The organism is Dyadobacter bucti (assembly GCF_005869225.1).
Lineage (GTDB): Bacteria > Bacteroidota > Bacteroidia > Cytophagales > Spirosomataceae > Dyadobacter > Dyadobacter bucti.
Map to the genome: position 1 here is coordinate 437,946 of NZ_SWFP01000003.1, position 17,296 is coordinate 455,241.

Annotated in this window: 16 protein-coding genes and 1 riboswitch; of the genes, 7 read left to right on the forward strand and 9 right to left on the reverse strand. The window is 44.1% G+C overall.

The window, feature by feature from the left end; translation table 11 throughout:
* Window positions 1-54 precede the first annotated feature (54 nt).
* Window positions 55-504 (forward strand): DUF4920 domain-containing protein, encoded by a 450-nt coding sequence (locus FBF61_RS11930; protein ID WP_138477451.1) that lies wholly within the window; start codon window positions 55-57, stop codon window positions 502-504.
* A 71-nt stretch (window positions 505-575) separates the two neighbouring features.
* The gene (locus FBF61_RS11935) at window positions 576-2,357 is read left to right on the forward strand and encodes an SGNH/GDSL hydrolase family protein (RefSeq protein WP_138477452.1); all 1,782 of its coding nucleotides are present in this window, start codon (window positions 576-578) and stop codon (window positions 2,355-2,357) included.
* A 9-nt stretch (window positions 2,358-2,366) separates the two neighbouring features.
* Here FBF61_RS11935 and FBF61_RS11940 read toward each other — a convergent pair whose 3' ends face one another.
* The 3 genes from FBF61_RS11940 to argS all read right to left on the reverse strand — a co-directional run bounded on the left by FBF61_RS11940 (window position 2,367) and on the right by argS (window position 5,818).
* Window positions 2,367-3,260 carry a 1,4-dihydroxy-2-naphthoate polyprenyltransferase gene (locus tag FBF61_RS11940; RefSeq protein WP_138477453.1) on the reverse strand — a complete coding sequence of 298 codons (894 nt, stop codon included), beginning with the start codon at window positions 3,258-3,260 and terminating at the stop codon, window positions 2,367-2,369.
* A gap of 82 nt (window positions 3,261-3,342) precedes the next feature.
* Window positions 3,343-3,900, reverse strand: a complete 558-nt coding sequence (locus FBF61_RS11945; protein WP_229215014.1) for a glutathione peroxidase — start codon at window positions 3,898-3,900, stop codon at window positions 3,343-3,345.
* A gap of 139 nt (window positions 3,901-4,039) precedes the next feature.
* Window positions 4,040-5,818, reverse strand: coding sequence for an arginine--tRNA ligase (gene argS, locus FBF61_RS11950; protein ID WP_138477455.1), 1,779 nt, complete (start codon window positions 5,816-5,818; stop codon window positions 4,040-4,042).
* 161 nt (window positions 5,819-5,979) lie between these two features.
* Here argS and FBF61_RS11955 point away from each other — a divergent pair, with 161 nt between their 5' ends.
* Window positions 5,980-7,533, forward strand: coding sequence for a hypothetical protein (locus tag FBF61_RS11955; RefSeq protein ID WP_229215015.1), 1,554 nt, complete (start codon window positions 5,980-5,982; stop codon window positions 7,531-7,533).
* A gap of 27 nt (window positions 7,534-7,560) precedes the next feature.
* On the opposite strand, the gene pyrR is transcribed toward FBF61_RS11955, so the two are convergent.
* The gene (gene pyrR / locus FBF61_RS11960; RefSeq protein ID WP_138477456.1) at window positions 7,561-8,100 is read right to left on the reverse strand and encodes a bifunctional pyr operon transcriptional regulator/uracil phosphoribosyltransferase PyrR; all 540 of its coding nucleotides are present in this window, start codon (window positions 8,098-8,100) and stop codon (window positions 7,561-7,563) included.
* Window positions 8,101-8,166: 66 nt separating this feature from the next.
* Here pyrR and pth point away from each other — a divergent pair, with 66 nt between their 5' ends.
* Together pth and FBF61_RS11970 are read left to right on the forward strand one after the other, a co-directional pair.
* On the forward strand, window positions 8,167-8,727 hold the full coding sequence (gene pth, locus FBF61_RS11965) for an aminoacyl-tRNA hydrolase (protein ID WP_138477457.1): 561 nt from the start codon (window positions 8,167-8,169) through the stop codon (window positions 8,725-8,727).
* A 241-nt stretch (window positions 8,728-8,968) separates the two neighbouring features.
* Complete coding sequence (locus tag FBF61_RS11970; RefSeq protein WP_138477458.1) at window positions 8,969-9,442, forward strand: hypothetical protein; 474 nt, start codon at window positions 8,969-8,971, stop codon at window positions 9,440-9,442.
* A gap of 75 nt (window positions 9,443-9,517) precedes the next feature.
* On the opposite strand, the gene FBF61_RS11975 is transcribed toward FBF61_RS11970, so the two are convergent.
* A complete protein-coding gene (locus FBF61_RS11975) occupies window positions 9,518-10,903 on the reverse strand; it encodes an OmpA family protein (protein WP_138477459.1) in 1,386 nt (461 codons plus the stop codon).
* A 73-nt stretch (window positions 10,904-10,976) separates the two neighbouring features.
* On the opposite strand from FBF61_RS11975, the gene FBF61_RS11980 reads away from it, so the two are divergent.
* Window positions 10,977-11,858 carry a DMT family transporter gene (locus tag FBF61_RS11980; RefSeq protein WP_138477460.1) on the forward strand — a complete coding sequence of 294 codons (882 nt, stop codon included), beginning with the start codon at window positions 10,977-10,979 and terminating at the stop codon, window positions 11,856-11,858.
* 14 nt (window positions 11,859-11,872) lie between these two features.
* Here FBF61_RS11980 and FBF61_RS11985 read toward each other — a convergent pair whose 3' ends face one another.
* From FBF61_RS11985 to FBF61_RS12000, 4 genes are all read right to left on the reverse strand, one after another.
* Complete coding sequence (locus tag FBF61_RS11985) at window positions 11,873-12,661, reverse strand: PhzF family protein (protein WP_138477461.1); 789 nt, start codon at window positions 12,659-12,661, stop codon at window positions 11,873-11,875.
* Between the two features lie 133 nt (window positions 12,662-12,794).
* Window positions 12,795-14,345 carry an alpha,alpha-trehalase TreA gene (treA, locus tag FBF61_RS11990; RefSeq protein WP_138477462.1) on the reverse strand — a complete coding sequence of 517 codons (1,551 nt, stop codon included), beginning with the start codon at window positions 14,343-14,345 and terminating at the stop codon, window positions 12,795-12,797.
* Between the two features lie 59 nt (window positions 14,346-14,404).
* On the reverse strand, window positions 14,405-14,866 hold the full coding sequence (locus FBF61_RS11995; RefSeq protein ID WP_138477463.1) for a DinB family protein: 462 nt from the start codon (window positions 14,864-14,866) through the stop codon (window positions 14,405-14,407).
* 33 nt (window positions 14,867-14,899) lie between these two features.
* Window positions 14,900-15,844: a M20/M25/M40 family metallo-hydrolase gene (locus FBF61_RS12000; RefSeq protein WP_138477464.1), complete on the reverse strand. Its 945-nt coding sequence runs from the start codon at window positions 15,842-15,844 to the stop codon at window positions 14,900-14,902.
* Between the two features lie 138 nt (window positions 15,845-15,982).
* A riboswitch (SAM riboswitch) is annotated at window positions 15,983-16,090 on the forward strand.
* Window positions 16,091-16,221: 131 nt separating this feature from the next.
* Here FBF61_RS12000 and FBF61_RS12005 point away from each other — a divergent pair.
* A complete protein-coding gene (locus tag FBF61_RS12005) occupies window positions 16,222-17,274 on the forward strand; it encodes a homoserine O-acetyltransferase family protein (RefSeq protein ID WP_138477465.1) in 1,053 nt (350 codons plus the stop codon).
* Window positions 17,275-17,296: the final 22 nt, after the last annotated feature.

A 17,296-nucleotide genomic window follows, 5' to 3' on the forward strand; every position in this document is an offset into this window, starting at 1 on the left:
CATTATTGAAAGAAAATTGAAACACTATATTTTACACTTTTAAATCAAAACAATATGAAAAAGATAGTTCTCTTATTAATTATTCTGGGCAGTTTCTCGGTTGTCAACGCGCAGAGTACGAATCATTTCGGGAAAGAAATCAATGATGAAATGGCCATAGCAGCCAGCTCTCTTCCTGAAAAAATGAAAGACAAAACCGAAATGGATGCGAAAGTTTCGGGTACGGTGGAATCGGTTTGTCAAGTGAAAGGTTGCTGGATGAAAGTGAAAATGGACAATGGCGAAACCATGCGTGTGATGTTTAAGGACTATGCGTTTTTTGTCCCAAAAGATATTGCCGGTAAAACAGTAGTGTTTGAGGGAGAAGCGCAGAAGAAAATGGTTCCGGTGGAGCATTTGCAGCATTATGCGAAGGATGCTGGTAAAAGCCAAGAAGAAATTGCTAAAATTACGGAGCCTCAGGAAGAACTGACTTTTATAGCTGATGGCGTGATCGTTAAATAAGCACATCTGTAAGTAAGAAATAACCGGATGGACACTTTTGTAGAGATACAACAGTGTCCTTTTTTATTTGTATGAAAATTAGAATCTCTGCCCTCCTGTTCTTATGTTTTTTTTGCCATCAGTTATCTTTTGCACAGTCCGGCAAACTGAATTGGTGGAATCCCCAAACCGCCGCATTTCCGGTAGTTGAAGGCCAGGCCTGGCCAAAAGAGTTGAAAAATCCGTACGATCGTTTTCCCGCCCGGGCTGAAAAGCAGGTCAGGAAGCAGGTTTGGGATTTGTCCAGTCAATCGGCTGGTCTGATGATCAGGTTTCGCGCTAATTCGCCTCAGATTAAAATCAGATATACGGTCGGCGGAAAACATGGTATGCCACACATGCCGCCGACCGGTGCAAGCGGTGTGGATTTGTACACTATTTCCAGCGACGGCGAACTGCAGTGGTGCACTGGGAAATATGCATTTGGTGATACGATAACATTTGATTTCAATGGTCTGAGACCCAACGATAATTATCACAAACTCGGGCGGGAATACAGGCTTTTTTTGCCTTTATATAATAGTGTGAAATGGCTTGAAATAGGGACACAGGAGGGTTCTGTATTTACTCCACTGGCTGTTAGGCCAGAAAAGCCGGTGGTGGTGTACGGTACGTCTATCGCCCAGGGAGCTTGTGCATCGCGGCCGGGAATGGCCTGGCCGGCAATTTTGGGCCGCAAGCTTGACCATCAAACGATCAACCTGGGTTTTTCCGGAAACGGGCGGCTGGAAAAGGAAGTGATAGATCTGATTTCCGAGATCGATGCGAAAATTTATGTGCTGGATTGTCTGCCGAATATGATTGTGAAAGCAGATGGATCGACCCAAGTCACAGCGGAGGAAGTCAGGAGCAGGATATTGAATTCGGTGCGTAATTTAAAACAAAAACGGCCAGCTGTACCCATTGTGCTGGCTGAACATGCAGGTTATACAGATGGTGACGTCAATTCCGAGCGGAAAGGGTTTTACTTGGAAACAAACCGGATTTTGCGGGATGCTTTTGCACAGCTGAAATCAGAAGGAATACAGGAATTGTATCTCATTCCAAAAGATGATTTTAAACAGGATTTGGAAACAATGGTCGATGGAACGCATCCTACAGATCTGGGAATGATGCGTTATGCTGAAGGGTATGAACCACATATCCGGAAAATATTGCATGAAAAAAGTGGTGAAGTGTCGACTACCCAGCCGGTTACGCAGTTGCGTGAGCTGAATAATTATGATTGGGAATCGAGGCATAAAGAGATATTGGAGCTAAACAAAAAATCAGCACCATCGGCGATCGTGATCGGGAATTCCATCACCCATTTTTGGGGTGGGTTTCCAAAAGGACCACGTGCTACCGGTGAAGAATCATGGAACAGTACATTCGGCAAAAGCGCAAGAAATCTTGGCTACGGATGGGACCGCGTGGAAAACGTACTCTGGAGGATTTACAATGGGGAGCTTGACGGATTTTCATGCAAACAGATCTTTATCAATATCGGCACAAACAACCTGCACCTAAATACGGACGATGAAATTGTCGAAGGATGGAAATTGCTTATTGAGGCGATCAAAAACCGTCAGCCAGCTGCTATCATCACAATGTTTGGAATTTATCCGAGAAGACAACAGGAAGAACGTGTCGCCAGCCTCAACAAAAGGTTGGCACAACTGACCGGTGAAGCAGATATCAATTATCTGGATCCCGGCAAGGTATTTCTGCAAACGGACGGGAAAATTGATGAATCTCTTTTTTCGGACGGTCTTCACCCGAATGCAAAAGGTTACTCACTGCTGGGGAATGCGATTAAACCATTTGTGAAGTAGCGGAACGCCTCAAAGTACAGTACCAATCCCAAACAGGATCACAAACAGCAGCGTAGAAAGCGCCATTTGTTTCAGGTAAGGATCTAGTTCACTGGCTTTTTTGAGCCGGGAAATGGCCAGCCCGTTCTTGATAAAAAACGGGAAACTCAGCAGGAACAATAAGCTGGTATATCCTGAAAAATGCTGAATTGTATAGATCAGCACACAAAGCATACCGATCGTGAGTATGAACCAGTGGTATGCGATTGCTTTTTCCCTTCCCAGCCGGACAGGGATGGAGTTTTTGCCCGTAGCTTTGTCAGATTCTATATCACGTATATTATTGATATTCAATACCCCCACTGCAAAAAGTCCGCAGCTTGTGGCGGGCAGCAGAAGTCCCCAGTTCCAGACATGCGTATGCAGATAGCTGCTGCCCAGAACACCCACCCAGCCAAAGAAAATCAGGACCGAAAGATCTCCCAGACCAACGTATCCGTATGGTCGCTTGCCGGCGGTATAGGTTATCGCGGCGATAATACAGGCAATCCCGATTCCAAGAAATACCCAGAAAGTATTTGCCGGGGCATCTTTCAAGGCCAGAGTCAATAGCGCGATCCCGGATATCAGCGCCAGAATTGAAAAAACGATGATAGCCCGTAACATGGTCCCTGCCTGGATATGCCCGGAATGAACAGCGCGCCTTGGCCCTTCGCGCAGTTCGGTATCTTTACCATTTACCGCATCACCATAATCGTTGGCGAAATTGGAAAGTACCTGCAAAAGAATAGTCGTAAGTACACTTAACCCTGCGACGGCCCAGCTGAAATGACCGGTAGAAGCTGCTAAAAAACAGCCCATTAAAATACAAGAAAGGGCAAGAGGTAAAGTTCTGGGGCGCGCAGCTTCAATCCAGGGATTCATTTTTTGAGAGTCGACGGTTATTGAAAACGCAGAATCCGCAGGCGTTGCCTTGCGAAATTCTGCGTCTGGAAATGTAACTTTATTAAATGCCCACTGCGTTGATGAACTCAGGATCAGTAGGTAGTATTTTGGAAGCAAAGAAGTTGGTTAGCTCGCCTTTTTCATTCACTACGTATTTGCAAAAATTCCACGTCGGAACTTTGTCGTTCCATCCATTCAATTCTTTAGTACTCAGCCATTTGTAAATCGGAGCCTGATCGTCGCCAAGTACGGAGACTTTTTCAAACATTGGGAATGTAACACCGTAAGTTGCGGAGCAAAAAGTGGCTATTTCTTCATTTGTCCCTGGCTCCTGGCCATTAAAATTGTTGGCAGGAAATCCCAGAACTACTACCTTGTCACCATGCTCTTTATTGAATTTCTCCCAATCCGCATATTGTTTGGTATATCCGCATTTGGACGCAACATTCAGGATCACTACTTTTTTTCCTTTGTATTTACTTAAATCAACGGTTTTGTTGCCTACAAGCGATTTGACTTTGAAATCGTAAAGTGTTTGTTTGGCAACTGCGGCATCTGCCGGTTTCGAAGCGATTTCGCTTTTGTCGGCAAAAAGCCCTGTAAGCAAAGAGGTGAACATAATAAGAACTGTTTTCATTAAGGTCATAATGGTAGCTGGTTATTGGTTAGTACGTTTAAAGGTCAAATGCAATCGATATGGGGACATTCTTAATAATACTGAATTTAAGATCTAACCAGAGAATTCAATCAAATCCACACTACATTCTTTCCGGCACCTCTATGCCTAATAACCCCAAAGCTTTGCGAATCGTTTCAGAAACTACGCTCGATAATGCAATTCTGAACTGAACAGCCTCGGGGTTCGGATCAGAGAAAATCGATACCTCGGCATAGAACTGATTATACACTTTGGCCAGCTCAAATGCATACAAGGAAACAATCGACGGTGCAAATTCATTTGCGGCTGCCATTACTTTGGTTGGATATTGGGCCAGTGCAAATACAAGTTCGCGTTCCGCCTGGTGCATTTGGTAAGTCGCCGGCGGTACTACCGCAGCAATACCTGCCTGCTCAGCTTTGCGGGCAATAGACCGGATGCGCGCGTAGGTATATTGGATAAATGGACCTGTATGCCCCTGAAAATCAATTGATTCTTCCGGATTGAAGAGCATTCTTTTCTTTGGATCCACTTTGAGCAGGAAATATTTCAAAGCTCCAAGAGCAAGCTGATTGTAAAGCTTGCGTGCTTCATCACTAGCGAAATCATCAATTTTACCCAGCTCTTGTGTGCGGCTTTCCGCGGTTTTCACCATTTGATCCACCAAATCGTCCGCATCTACCACAGTACCTTCCCGTGACTTCATTTTTCCCGAGGGCAGATCGACCATTCCGTAGCTGATATGAAAGCAACCATCTGCATAAGGGCGGCCAAGGCGTTTCAGGATACCAAAAAGAACTTTAAAATGATAATCCTGTTCATTACCAACGACCCACAAATAACGGTCATTGTGAAAATCGCTGTTTTTCAATTCTGTTGTACCCAGATCCTGCGTGATGTACACAGAAGTTCCGTCGCCTCTCAGCACAAGTTTTTCGTCCAGTCCTTCTTCCGTCAGATCGATCCAGACGCTATTATCCTCTTTTTTGAAAAAAACATTTTGTTTGAGACCTTCCTCGATGATGTCTTTTCCTAAAAGGTATGTATTGGATTCATAATATGTTTTGTCAAAATTGACACCGATTTTGTTATAAGTTACGCTGAAACCCTGGTAGACCCAATTATTCATTTTCTGCCACAAGGCGACGGTTTCCGCGTCACCCTTTTCCCAAAGGAGCAAAAGGCGCTGCGCTTCCAGAATCCAGGGTGCTTTTTTTGCGGCATCTTCGTCTGACATCCCCTGGGCCACCAGCTCAGCGATCTGTTTTTTATATTCTACATCAAATTTCACATAATATTTACCGGCAAGGTGGTCGCCTTTGATGCCGCTCGACTCGGGTGTTTCGCCTCCGCCAAGTTCGCGGTAAGCCAGCATCGACTTACAGATATGTATACCCCTATCATTGACCAGGCAGGTTTTAACCACATCGAACCCACTTGCTTTCAGGATTTTGGACAAAGAATCCCCTAGGAAATTGTTTCGCAAGTGCCCCAGATGTAGAGGTTTATTGGTATTGGGAGAGGAAAACTCCACCATCACGGACTGTCCGTTGGACGGAAAAGTACCAAATGATCCGTCGGAAATAATTTCTCCGAAAAGATCCAGCCAGGTAGTGTCTTTGAGATTGATATTCAGAAACCCCTGAACCACATTGAAACTTTCGACGATCCGGGAGTTTTCATTAAGGTAATTTCCGATAATCTGCCCGATCTCCACAGGCGAGCGACGGGTAGTTTTGGTTAAAGTGAACGTGACAAACGTATAAAATCCTTCAAATTCCTTTTTTGTTGGCTGTAACAATATCTCATCAGCCGCTATTTCAAAATTTGTCTGAATCGCTTTTTGGATATCTTCCTTCAGTATTGCTTCAATCGTCATGAAAAATGGGGTAAACAGAAAGTGTCCTCTTTAAATCGAAGTAACATTTTCCGAAGTTTTTATTTGAGTAAAATTATTTATAATATTAATAGTAATGTTATCCTTTTTGATGCAAAATTAGGGTAAATATTGAACAGACTTACACCCCGAAGGAAGAAGTTATGAATAACCGTTGTCTATATTATTTTCGGATTTTTCTGATCACACTGATGAGCCTGACCTGGGCTGATGATGTTTCTGCGCAATTGCAGCAGTCGGACAGGCTGGAAATTCCGACGACTTCTTCCTATTCCGAGCAGTTTGAGGTGTTCAGCCTGGGTGAGCAGGGGATTTTATCGGTGATCAGGGGTGATCAATATTCCAATAACAGAAACGAACAGTGGCAGTTTGTAAAGTATGATACGACGTTGAACATGGTTTGGCGGAATGGCTACAAGCTTGATCTGCGTTACATTCCGGTGATGGCTTACAAAGGTGAGGAGAGTGGCTACTGGCTGTTTGCAGAACCGGACACCGACCGTTTTTTATTTTTGCAGTTGAATTTTTCGGACGGTTCGATGGATGTTTTCAAAGGAAACTTGCTGTCCGGGGTTGACGTCCAGCAATTTAAGGTTATTGGAAGCAAAGCGCTGGTTTCTGGATATTACCGGTCGCGGCCTATCGTGATCGTACACTCGTTTTTTGATCACACAACCCGTGTCTTACCGGGATTATTTGAAAAAAATACGGAGCTCAACAACGTTGATATCAATGAAATAGACGGGTATATCAATGTGATCACTTATGCCTATCGCAAAAAAAACTGCGTTTTTGAGATCAAAACTTATAATTACGACGGTAAACTGCTGAAAAAAACGTCTCTTAGCGATCCCAGAAACAGCTTTATATCCGGCCAGATCATTCCTTTAAACCCGGACGACTCTTACCTGATCGGCAATTATTCGGTGGGTTGCACGCAGTACTCTCAGGGACTGTATGTGACTCACATTGAACACGACGAGCCCCGTGAGCCTCAGTTTATTGAGTTTTCGGAACTGCAGAATTTTTTCAACTACATGAAGCCGAAACGCCGCCAGCGCATGCTGGAGCGCATTGGTAAACGCAAGAGCCTGGGTAAGGAAAACCGTTTCCGGTACCGGCTTCTCGTGCACGAACTAATCCAGACCGAAAACGAAATTGTATTGGTAGCAGAGGTTTATTATCCCAATCAGCGTTCTACAAGTCCAATTATTTCCGGAGGTATTTCGAGGCCCTACATTGCCCGTTCGCTGGAAGGATATCGTTATACACACGCCATCGTCTGCGGTTTTGACAGGAGCGGCAAATTTATCTGGGACAATTGTATTACCATTAAAGATCTGACAAGTTTTGACTTGCAGGAAATGGTGCAGGTGACGCCGGTTGATGATTATTTTGTGCTGGCGTATCCCCAGGAGGGTGAAATTCATACCGAGGTAATCAGCCGGGACAAAGTGGTTGTGGAAACTGAAAAGTTCAAAATTAATCCTAAGTCCGAGCAAGAAAAAGTACTTAATAATGAAGACGGTTACCTTTCTCCTTGGTATGGGCAATATTTCATTGCGTACGGAATGCAGCGGTTAGGAACTTCTTTTGTCGGGCAGGGGCGGGAAGTCTTTTATATCAACAAACTCACATATAAAACAGATGATATCGGAAAAGCGGACACAAGCGAAGAAGCGTCACGCCCGAGGTAGCATGCATGTGTTGATGTAGAAACCCGATTAATCGACCATCCAGATACGGTCCGCTTCGAAACCCTGCTCTTTCCATTCGACGAGTACGCGCTGGCTTTCAACTGTACTCACCTCCATACCGGCATAGTCGGGGTCAATAGGAAGTTCCCGGTTATAGCGGCGGTCTATCAGCACCAGAAGTTCTACAGCTTTGGGGCGACCGAATGCGGTCATGGCGTCCATTGCAGCCCGGACCATCCTGCCGCTGGCCAGAACATCGTCGATCAGGATTACCATTTTTCCTTCGATCAAAAAGGGGACATTGGTTTTGTTGGGCAAAAGGGGAGATTCTCTTCGCCTGAAATCATCCCGGTAAAAAGTAGCGTCGAGGTAACCGAGCGGAATGGTTTTTCCAGTGCGTTCATTCAGTTCAGCTACAATTCGTTCCGCAAAATATATTCCTCTAGGCTGCAGGCCCATGACGACAGTGTTAGAGAAATCCTGGTGATTTTCAATGAGTTGCTGGCATAACCTGCTGGTCATGATTTCGAGAAGCGGGCTGCTAAGTATTAATCGTTTTTGGGGCATAACGTAATTTCCCTGAATTTTAGCCTAAATTAAGTGCTCAAAGATGAAATCAAAAACTTTTACCAAATGAAATATCTGATTGCCGGGCTAGGGAATATTGGTCCGGAATATGCTTTCACCAGGCACAATGCCGGATTCATGGTTTTGGACAGGCTCGCTGCGCAAAATGATTTTAAGTTCTCATTTGAGCGTCTGGCATTCGTGGCGGAATGGAAATACAAAGGACGCCAGATATATTTTATCAAACCCACCACCTTCATGAATCTGAGCGGCAAGGCGATCCGCTATTACATGGACCAGTTTAAAGTACCTGCTGAAAATCTGCTGGTTATAGTCGATGAATTGCAGCTGCCCTTTGGAACTACCCGCATCAAGCCCAAAGGAAGTCATGGCGGTCACAACGGACTGAAAAACATTGAAGAGCTGCTTGGTACTTCGGAATATCCTCGTTTGCGCTTTGGTATTGGAAATAATTTTCCAAAAGGCAGACAAGTAGATTACGTATTAAAACCTTTTTCCAATGATGAAATGAGCGAACTTCCTATATTTTTGGACAAGGCCGGCGATATGGTGGTGTCATTTTGTACTTTGGGTATACAACATACAATGAACAATTATAACCAATGATTGAACTATTTCAAGAAAATATAAATATTTCAAGATGTGATTTTATTTGGTTTTCCGGATCACTATCCAAATTATTTTCAAGTTAAAGGTTAAAAAATAGTATTTGTTAGCAGTATTTGTGCTTATATAAATATTAAATTCCAAATAAAATTCTGTTGTAGCGTTTTTATTCAATTTGTAATTTCAAAATTAATTGTGACATTTGTATCACTATTAGCAAAAAGAAAAATTGAATTAAACCATGAAAACAAAACAGAAAAGTTTTATATTTGCAATTGTATTAGGAATTGTAATTTTTGTTGCTCCTAAAAAATCGCAGGCTGAGAACACAATAAATGAACTTAATAACAGGACAACTGTTCTAGCCAATAAATCCGATTCGGAATTTGCGTCGTATATAGGGCAGGTACTTCCGGAATTTGTTAAGCAGGAAAATTGGAGTATTATTGAGAATATAATTACTTTATACCAACAGACACCGTCGAAACTTCGCGTTACAGATGCGGGTCTGATCGGTAAATTTAGTTCGGCTGTCGCAGATTTGGGAAGCAAGCTGGAAGAAGTAAATACACCGGAGTCTCTTGAATTGAAAAAGAGTCTTTTGAAAAAAGCAGAAGCGGTGAAGTTTATTACAACATTTGATTTAAATACACTTTCAGCAGATCAGATCGAAAATGCGGCAGTGAAAGCGCCAAATTCATTTGTAAGCTTATAAGTTGAAGATATAAAAGATAAGAAAAGGTTAAGGGTTTAGGAATAGTCAGTATAAAGCCATCTCCATGAGATGGCTTTATCTTTTTACAGGCTCCGCCCAAATATCTACCCGCCGATTGGATTGCTTTAACGTCTCTGATTTATTGAGCCTGCTGGGCTGGGTAGAACCATAACCTGATCCTTCGATGCGGTTTTCGGGAATGCCTTTTCCGGTAAGATAGTTTTTGACCGCCAGTACACGTTGGTTTGAGAGTTCCAGATTTTTACTGAAATCGCCCGTGTTGTCGGTATGGCCTTTTAGCATGATCTTTAAATCAGTACGCTTTTCGAAGTAGGCTACAACAGAATCCAGCCTCGTCGCTGCCGCCCCTTCAAGCGTTTCGTTGCTTTGTGAAAAGTAAACGGTTGAAAGTGGATGAGTGTAAGTCTCAGGTGCCAGGCTGATCAGCGATTTAACTTCCTCATGCCTGTTTGTAGTTTTGATCCCGATGCTTCTCGGTTCAAAACCGTCGGCCTGTGCAGAGATCCGATAAGACTCAAAAGGGCGTAATTCAAAATTATAAGCACCATTGACAGTTTTGGTTTGGGCCACAAGGGAGTCGTTATTCGATTTTCTCACCGATACTTCTGCATCATTGACCGGTTTCAGGTTTCGCCCATCGTAAATCCTGCCCGTGACGACTGCCATGTTGCTATTTTTCCTGCCTGAGGGCGCTGTTTCTTCCGTTTCCTCTTCCTTCTCCTCTTTGGCGACCTGTTCTTTGTTAAGCCTGCTGATGGTTTGATAGCTTCTCCTGATAAAAACGGGTGTCATAACCCTGTCATATACCCTGATCAACGCCACCGCCCCTGCGCTGGCTTCATGATTGGCTATCAGGTCGTCCTGGAAAAAATTGAGCACCTGGTCTGCATCCAGAATTCCTTCCGTGCCCGGATCTTTGAATTCCAGCTTAGACTGGCCATTTATATACATCTTGATGATTTTGGTCTCGAAATCACGAGAGTACACATAATGGACATATTGATTGGCCCGTACCGGAGCTTTTTCGCCGATTGCAAAGTCGTAGAAGTTCAGTTTGCCGTCGTATATATAGCTTCCGTAATCGCTTTTTCTGTTTTTGAAATCCAATACGCGTTTCCAGCTGTCGAGTTCACTGAGCTTGAAATAGATCTCTATGGTAAATGATTTGTTCAGAAAACCTTTTGCCTCGGTATTGCTGAACTGCAATCCGCTGTTTTTTTCAAACTGATAAATAGTACGACTCAGATCGTCGGAATTTGGAATTTTTTCTTTTATAAACTGTCCCGCCTGACCAAGCTGTTTTAAGGCAGGTCCTCCGCTTTCGATGGGTATTAAACCGTTATTAAAATCATAGGTCCACTGGCTTTGAGAAAACGCGGCAACGCACGATAAGTTGAACAAAATCAAAAAAATCCACTTCACGTCTTTTATGCAAATCATGTTCAAAAATATGAAATGTAGAGGGCGAAGCCGAAATGCATCATGTATTTTTGCGGCATAATTGTTTTTGTGTGTGAAAAATCTTGGTATTGGTCTTCTTTTTTCCATTCTGTGGTCTTCTGCTTCGGTTGCAACAAAGTTTGGTGTACAGTCAGCACCGCCCCTGGTATTGGCAAATATTCGTTTTTTTATTGCGGGAATCCTGTTGCTCGGTTTTTCATATTTGTTCGGTAAAGATCAGCGTTACCGCCTGCCTGACCGAAAAGAGCTGTTTCAACTCGGCCTGTTTGGATTTCTCAATACAACGCTTTATCTCGGCCTCTACGTGTGCGCCATGAAATATAGTACTGCCGGCATCGGTAGTCTTGCTGTATCAGTGAATCCGCTGATCATAGTTTTACTTTCATCCTGGTGGTTGAAAAGGCGTCCCAGGCCGGAGGAGTGGCTCGGGATCGTTTTAGGAATGGCTGGCGTGGGAGTGGCCACATATCCGCTTCTTGCGGACAGTTCTATCACCGCGTTGGGGGTAATTTTGTTGCTGGTGAGCATGATAGCAGTTTCAGCTGCGAGTGTTTACTATGCAACTGTTCATTGGTCCTTACCGAATCTGCTGATCAATGGATGGCAGGCATTTTTGGGAGGGATACTTTTGTTACCCGCAACGTTCTTGCTGAGTGATTTCTCCACAGCCGTTTATGATACGCAATTCTGCGCCTCAGTACTTTGGCTGAGCCTTGCCGTTTCTATTGTTGGATTGATATGCTGGTTTTATCTGTTGAGGATCGATACCGTTACCGCATCCATGTGGCTTTTTCTTTGTCCGTTATTCGGGTTCTTTTTTGCATGGTGGCTTATGTCCGAACCAATCACAATTTACACCATTATAGGGACTGTCCTTGTAATAGGGGGTTTGTACGCAGGTCAGCGGACTAAGCTCGCACGCAGTGGTAAATAAGAAAAAGTTTAAAATCAGCTTATCGTAATTTCACCCTGAAGATAAAGTCTTGCCTGGCCGCCGATGAAAACCCGGTCGCCGTCGAGTTCGCATTTGAGAAAACCGCCGCGTTTTGAAAGCTGTTTTGCTGTCAGCCTGGTTTTAGATAGTTTTCCGGACCAGTAAGGGATCAAGGTGGTATGTGCAGAGCCGGTTACGGGATCCTCGTCTATCCCCGATTGTGGTGCAAAAAACCTCGAAACGAAATCAACCTCGTCCCCAGCAGCGGTCACGATGATCCCGCGGGCTGGAATTGTAGAAAGTACGATGATGTCAAAGTCAAGTTCACGGACAGCCTCTTCCGTTTCAAGAACGACGAGATAATCTGTTTTTCCCTTATATACCTCGACCATGACAGCGGATGTAAGGCTTTCAACAAGTGCCGGGGGAGGGACTGCCACATGAAACTGATCCGTTGGGAAATTCAATGTGAGCCAATCTTCCTTACATTCAACAGCAAGTTCTCCGCTTCTTGAATCAAAAATGATCTTTTCTCCGGGATATTTTTCAATATTAAAAATGACGTATGCAGCCGCCAAAGTCGCATGTCCGCAAAGTTCTACCTCTACTGTGGGCGTAAACCACCGGATGTGAAACCCTTTTTCTGTCGGAACATAAAATGCAGTTTCGGCGAGATTATTTTCGGCTGCAATATTAATCATGGTTTCCTCAGGTAACCACTCGCTCAGCGGGACAACTGCCGCCGGATTGCCACTGAAAAGCTTATCTGTAAATGCGTCAATCTGGTATATTGATAGTTTCATGTATCAGGCAATATAAGGGGTTAGTACCACCAAGGTATTAAAAATATTCTCTATAAAAATATCTTGTCTCTGGAAATTTTCAAGATAATTATTAAAATCAGATAAAAATGAGCGGCCGTTTTCATAGCCGAAATCAACGTTTTCTGTTTTTCATCCGAAGGTAAACCCCGTTGGTCCAGCCAAAACCTTCCTGAATCTCGTACTCGCCGCCACCCGCGATCAGGTTCGTATCTGACACATTATATTTTTCGAGCATTTTTCCGGAGTGTTTGAATTCTTTATCTACCAGGCCGAGCCATTCTTCGCTGAGTTCGTTAGCTGTGCGGTGAAAATTGTAATTGCGCAAACCCTTGTAAGTGATCCACTGCAAAGGGGCCCAGCCATTCGGTGCATCCCACTGTTGCCCACTCCGCTGCGTGGTTGTCAGTAATCCTCCGGATCGCATGAAATTAAGGCGGATATAAGCCCTCATGTAGTGAGAATGCGGTTTCGGGGCGAGTTTGAAAAACAATGGGAAAGTGCCCGCCAATGTGATGGCTTTGGCGTAGTTCCTGCTTTTGAGGTCAAAATCCATATAGAATTTCCTGCTGTCATCCCAGAAATAAGTCTGGATCGCCTCAGCCCGTCGGTTTGCCTTTTCTTCGTAAAGCATACTCATTTCCGGGTTTTCATCTACGAGATAAGCCTCGGCCAGCGTTTTTTCAAGATGATACATCAGGCAGTTCAGATCAATCGGAATGATATCAGTTGTGTGAATAGAGGCAAAATCGGTTTCATCCTCAAACCAGCGACTGCTGAAATCCCAGCCAGACTCCGCAGCTGCCCGGATATGCCTGAACACGGAGTCCGGGGATGACTGGTATTTTTCCGCGGCCTCGTGGCTAAGCTCAATATCTTCGCGGTACGATTCAGGTCGCGGAGAGGCTTTATCGTCCCAATACCTGTTGAGAAACACCCCGTCAGGCATACTCACAATCCGTCTGTGGGCGGTGAAAGGTTCCAGCGTATTGTTGCCGGTGTCCATCCAGTAATCATATTCTTTTTGCAACTGATGCAGGTATTTAGGTAATATTCCGATGCCCTCCATTTCGGAGTACAATTTGACCATCAGCGAGAAAAACGGTGGCTGCGAGCGACTGAGGTAATAAGTGCGGTTGGCAGTGGGTATATATCCGAAATTGTCTATCAGGTAGGCAAAATTATTGATCATGTTTTTGATCAGATCATTTTGTCCTGATTCCTTCAAGCCAAGCATTGTAAAGTAACTGTCCCAATAATATATTTCCCGGAACCTGCCGCCCGGCACAACATAAGAGAAAGGCAGGGGAATCAGTGAACCGCCGTTTTCCTGGTTTTCGGGCTCCCGGGTAAGTACAGGCCATAATCGCTCAATATGTTCCGAGGTGGACATATTCTGGTCGGCCTGAAAATCGGAAGTTATCTGTTCGGGTATCCTGAAATGAGACCGTACAAAACCTGCAAGGTCAAAGCATTCGTCATGTTTTTGCTGATGATACTTTTCAATGATCAAAACAGGATCTTCCAACGGGATGGCATCCGCGAAAGACTTCGAGTCGGTGAAAATATGACTGTTCTGCACATCCTTGTACAAACTACCGTATAATTCCTCGGGAGAAGTATAGGACTGGCAATATTTGATAGTGGGTGAAACGAATCCGTACAAGCTATTGATATTTAAATGATTGTAGATAGAGGTCTGAAAAACAGAATGCTTTCTTTCGCTTAACCTGGGAAAAGCCTCGCATAATAAATATAGTCCGTCAGCGGAGGCGGATATCCTGCATTTCGAATACTTAAAATGATTTGCCCTCTGTGATAAGTTGAATGGTTTACGACATGCGCAAGAATATCCTGAATATCATTTGTAAAAGGCTGCCCCTGCAAATTTCGGTAATGGAGAGACCTCCTGAAATCGACCTCCTGTAATCTGTTCAGGTAATCCAGCCAGTGTTTTCCGTTTTGTTCAAGCTGACGCCCAATTTCTTCCAGGGAGAGTACGCTCCAGACCATCGCATCATTTTGCTGGTTTACTATCCGTTTATACCAATTGCCCTGTGCGTGGGCAACATGGCTCATCAATCGAATGATTTTCTCATCCTCTATATTATTGATAATTAGACAATCCAATATCTCTTTGTTTGCCCAATTGTTAAAACTGAAAAGTCTTTTGAAATATTCCGTCATAGCTGTTCAGTGTTTTTTGTAACGGGGCTTATATCAATCAGTCACTTCCTTGAATTTCAGTTTGGGAAGTTTCATAGCGTTTTCTATCAGGTTTATCTGAATATTAAGAATACCTGCCTCCGCTTTGAAATCTACTTTTTCAGGATCATCCGTTGGTTTATGGTAATCATCGTGCCCTCCGGTATGAAAGAAAAGTACGGGGATCTTTTTCGCATAAAAAGAACCGTGGTCCGATCCGCCGCTGCCAGCCTTATCTGTAAAGAATTTAGTCTCACTCGCGACGTCCTTAAATACAGCCGGCCATTCCTCTGAGGTTCCGTAGCCTCCGATCCCTACTCCGCGCTTCGGGTCATATCTTCCAATCATATCCATATTGGACATAAAATTGATCTTATCCAAAGGTATGGTCGGGTTATTTACAAAATACCGCGAACCGACAAGCCCCAGTTCTTCCGCTCCGAAAGCAATAAAAAGGAAGTTATAAGCCTCTTTGACATCATTTTGAGAAAAATATCTTGCCAGTTCCAGAAGTCCGGCAACACCTGACGCATTATCATCCGCTCCGTTATGAATTTGTCCTTCCGGTTTTTCTGCCTTGGAACTGCCTTGTTTTCCCAAGCCCAGATGATCAAAATGCGCACCGATAATGATGGTATAATCCGCGCCGTTATTCAGAAAGCCGATTACGTTCCTGGTCTCGCGTATGCTGTCGGGAACGACGACACGGCGGATTTTGGCTGTGAAAGGTTGAAAAAAACCATTCGTTCCCTGGGGCTGAAGTTTGTATCTCTTGAATTGGGAGGCCACATATTTTGCCGCCTTTTCGTTCTCTTTGCTTCCGGTACCCCTTCCTTTCATTTTGTCAGAGGCAAGCTTGTAAATATGCTTTGATATTTGATCAGGAGAAGGATGCACATTTTGGGGAAAAGACACCGTGGCGTGTAAAAAAACAAGAAGAAAGAGAAGATAATTTTTCATTTAAAATCCGGATCGTTAATTGACAAAGATAGAACCGCTGCATTCACGGGCAAATAGAATTTCGGCATTTGTTTGCATTTTCAGGCATCCGGGATTAATATTGCACCATCAAGTCAATTGCTTCACTTATCAGCGATTGATTTATAAAGAAGAGGCGAGAGAATGGGCTCTACGAACCTCTGGCAACCTGCTACCACATTGGAGAAAGGTGCTAATTCCCACCTAAGTTATTAGGAGATATAAACTCAATTCGCGTGTACTTACAGTTAGAAATTTCCGTAAGCCGAATGGCTTTAATCTCACATTCTGTACGCTCATCTTTTTTATGGGCTCTGCGGTTAATTGTATTGTTGAATTAAACTCTGTGCTCTGGCACTATGCAAGCGGAACAAAAAATATTTAAATACCCATACGCCTATTCCCTGGAAATGGGAGGTGAACTGCCAGGTTTTGAATTGTCCTACACTACTTATGGAAAAAGAAATGAGGATGATACGAACATTGTATGGATCTGCCACGCACTTACCGGCAGCTCCAACGCAGCCGACTGGTGGGACGGGCTGGTAGGAGAGGACAAATATTTTGATCCCCGAAAGTATTTCATCATTTGTGTCAATGTATTAGGCTCCGCTTACGGATCCACCGGACCGCTTTCTGTCAATCCGAAAACACAGAAACCTTATTACAGGAATTTCCCGGTAATTACTGTCCGGGATGTAGTGGGCACAATGGAATTGTTGAGACAAGAGCTGGAAATCCGTAAGATCAAAATCTGCATCGGAGGTTCACTCGGAGGGCAGCAGGCTCTGGAATGGGCCGTCGAAGTACCGGACTTATGTGAAGAGCTTGTTTTGATCGCATCTAATGCGTTGCATTCTCCGTGGGGAATCGCTTTCAACGAGTCGCAAAGAATGGCTATCGAGGCTGACCCTACTTTTAAAAACGAAAATAATGAGGCGGGTGGCATGGGCATGCGGGCGGCACGTTCGATCGCATTGCTTTCCTACCGTAATTACGATACCTACAATTTCACCCAGGCACGTGACAATCCTGATCAGATAGACGACTTTCGGGCATCGTCTTATCAGCAATACCAGGGCGACAAATTTGTGAAGCGTTTTAATGCTTTCTCCTATTGGGTATTGTCGAAGATCATGGATTCACATAATGTGGGCAGAAACCGTGGAGGAATTGTACATGCGCTGGGGCTGGTGAAAGCCAAAACGCTGGTGCTGGGTATCAAATCAGATTTGTTGTTTCCTTTGTCTGAACAGCAGTTTCTGGCAAGACATATTCCTGACGCCGTTTTTCAGGAGATCGATTCCCTTTACGGGCACGATGGCTTTTTGATCGAATATAAGCAGCTGGCGCAGGTTATCCGTGCATGGCAGGAGAGCAACGGACAGTTGCAGCTATCCAAAATCAACTGAAATTCATTCCTTCCCGATACCG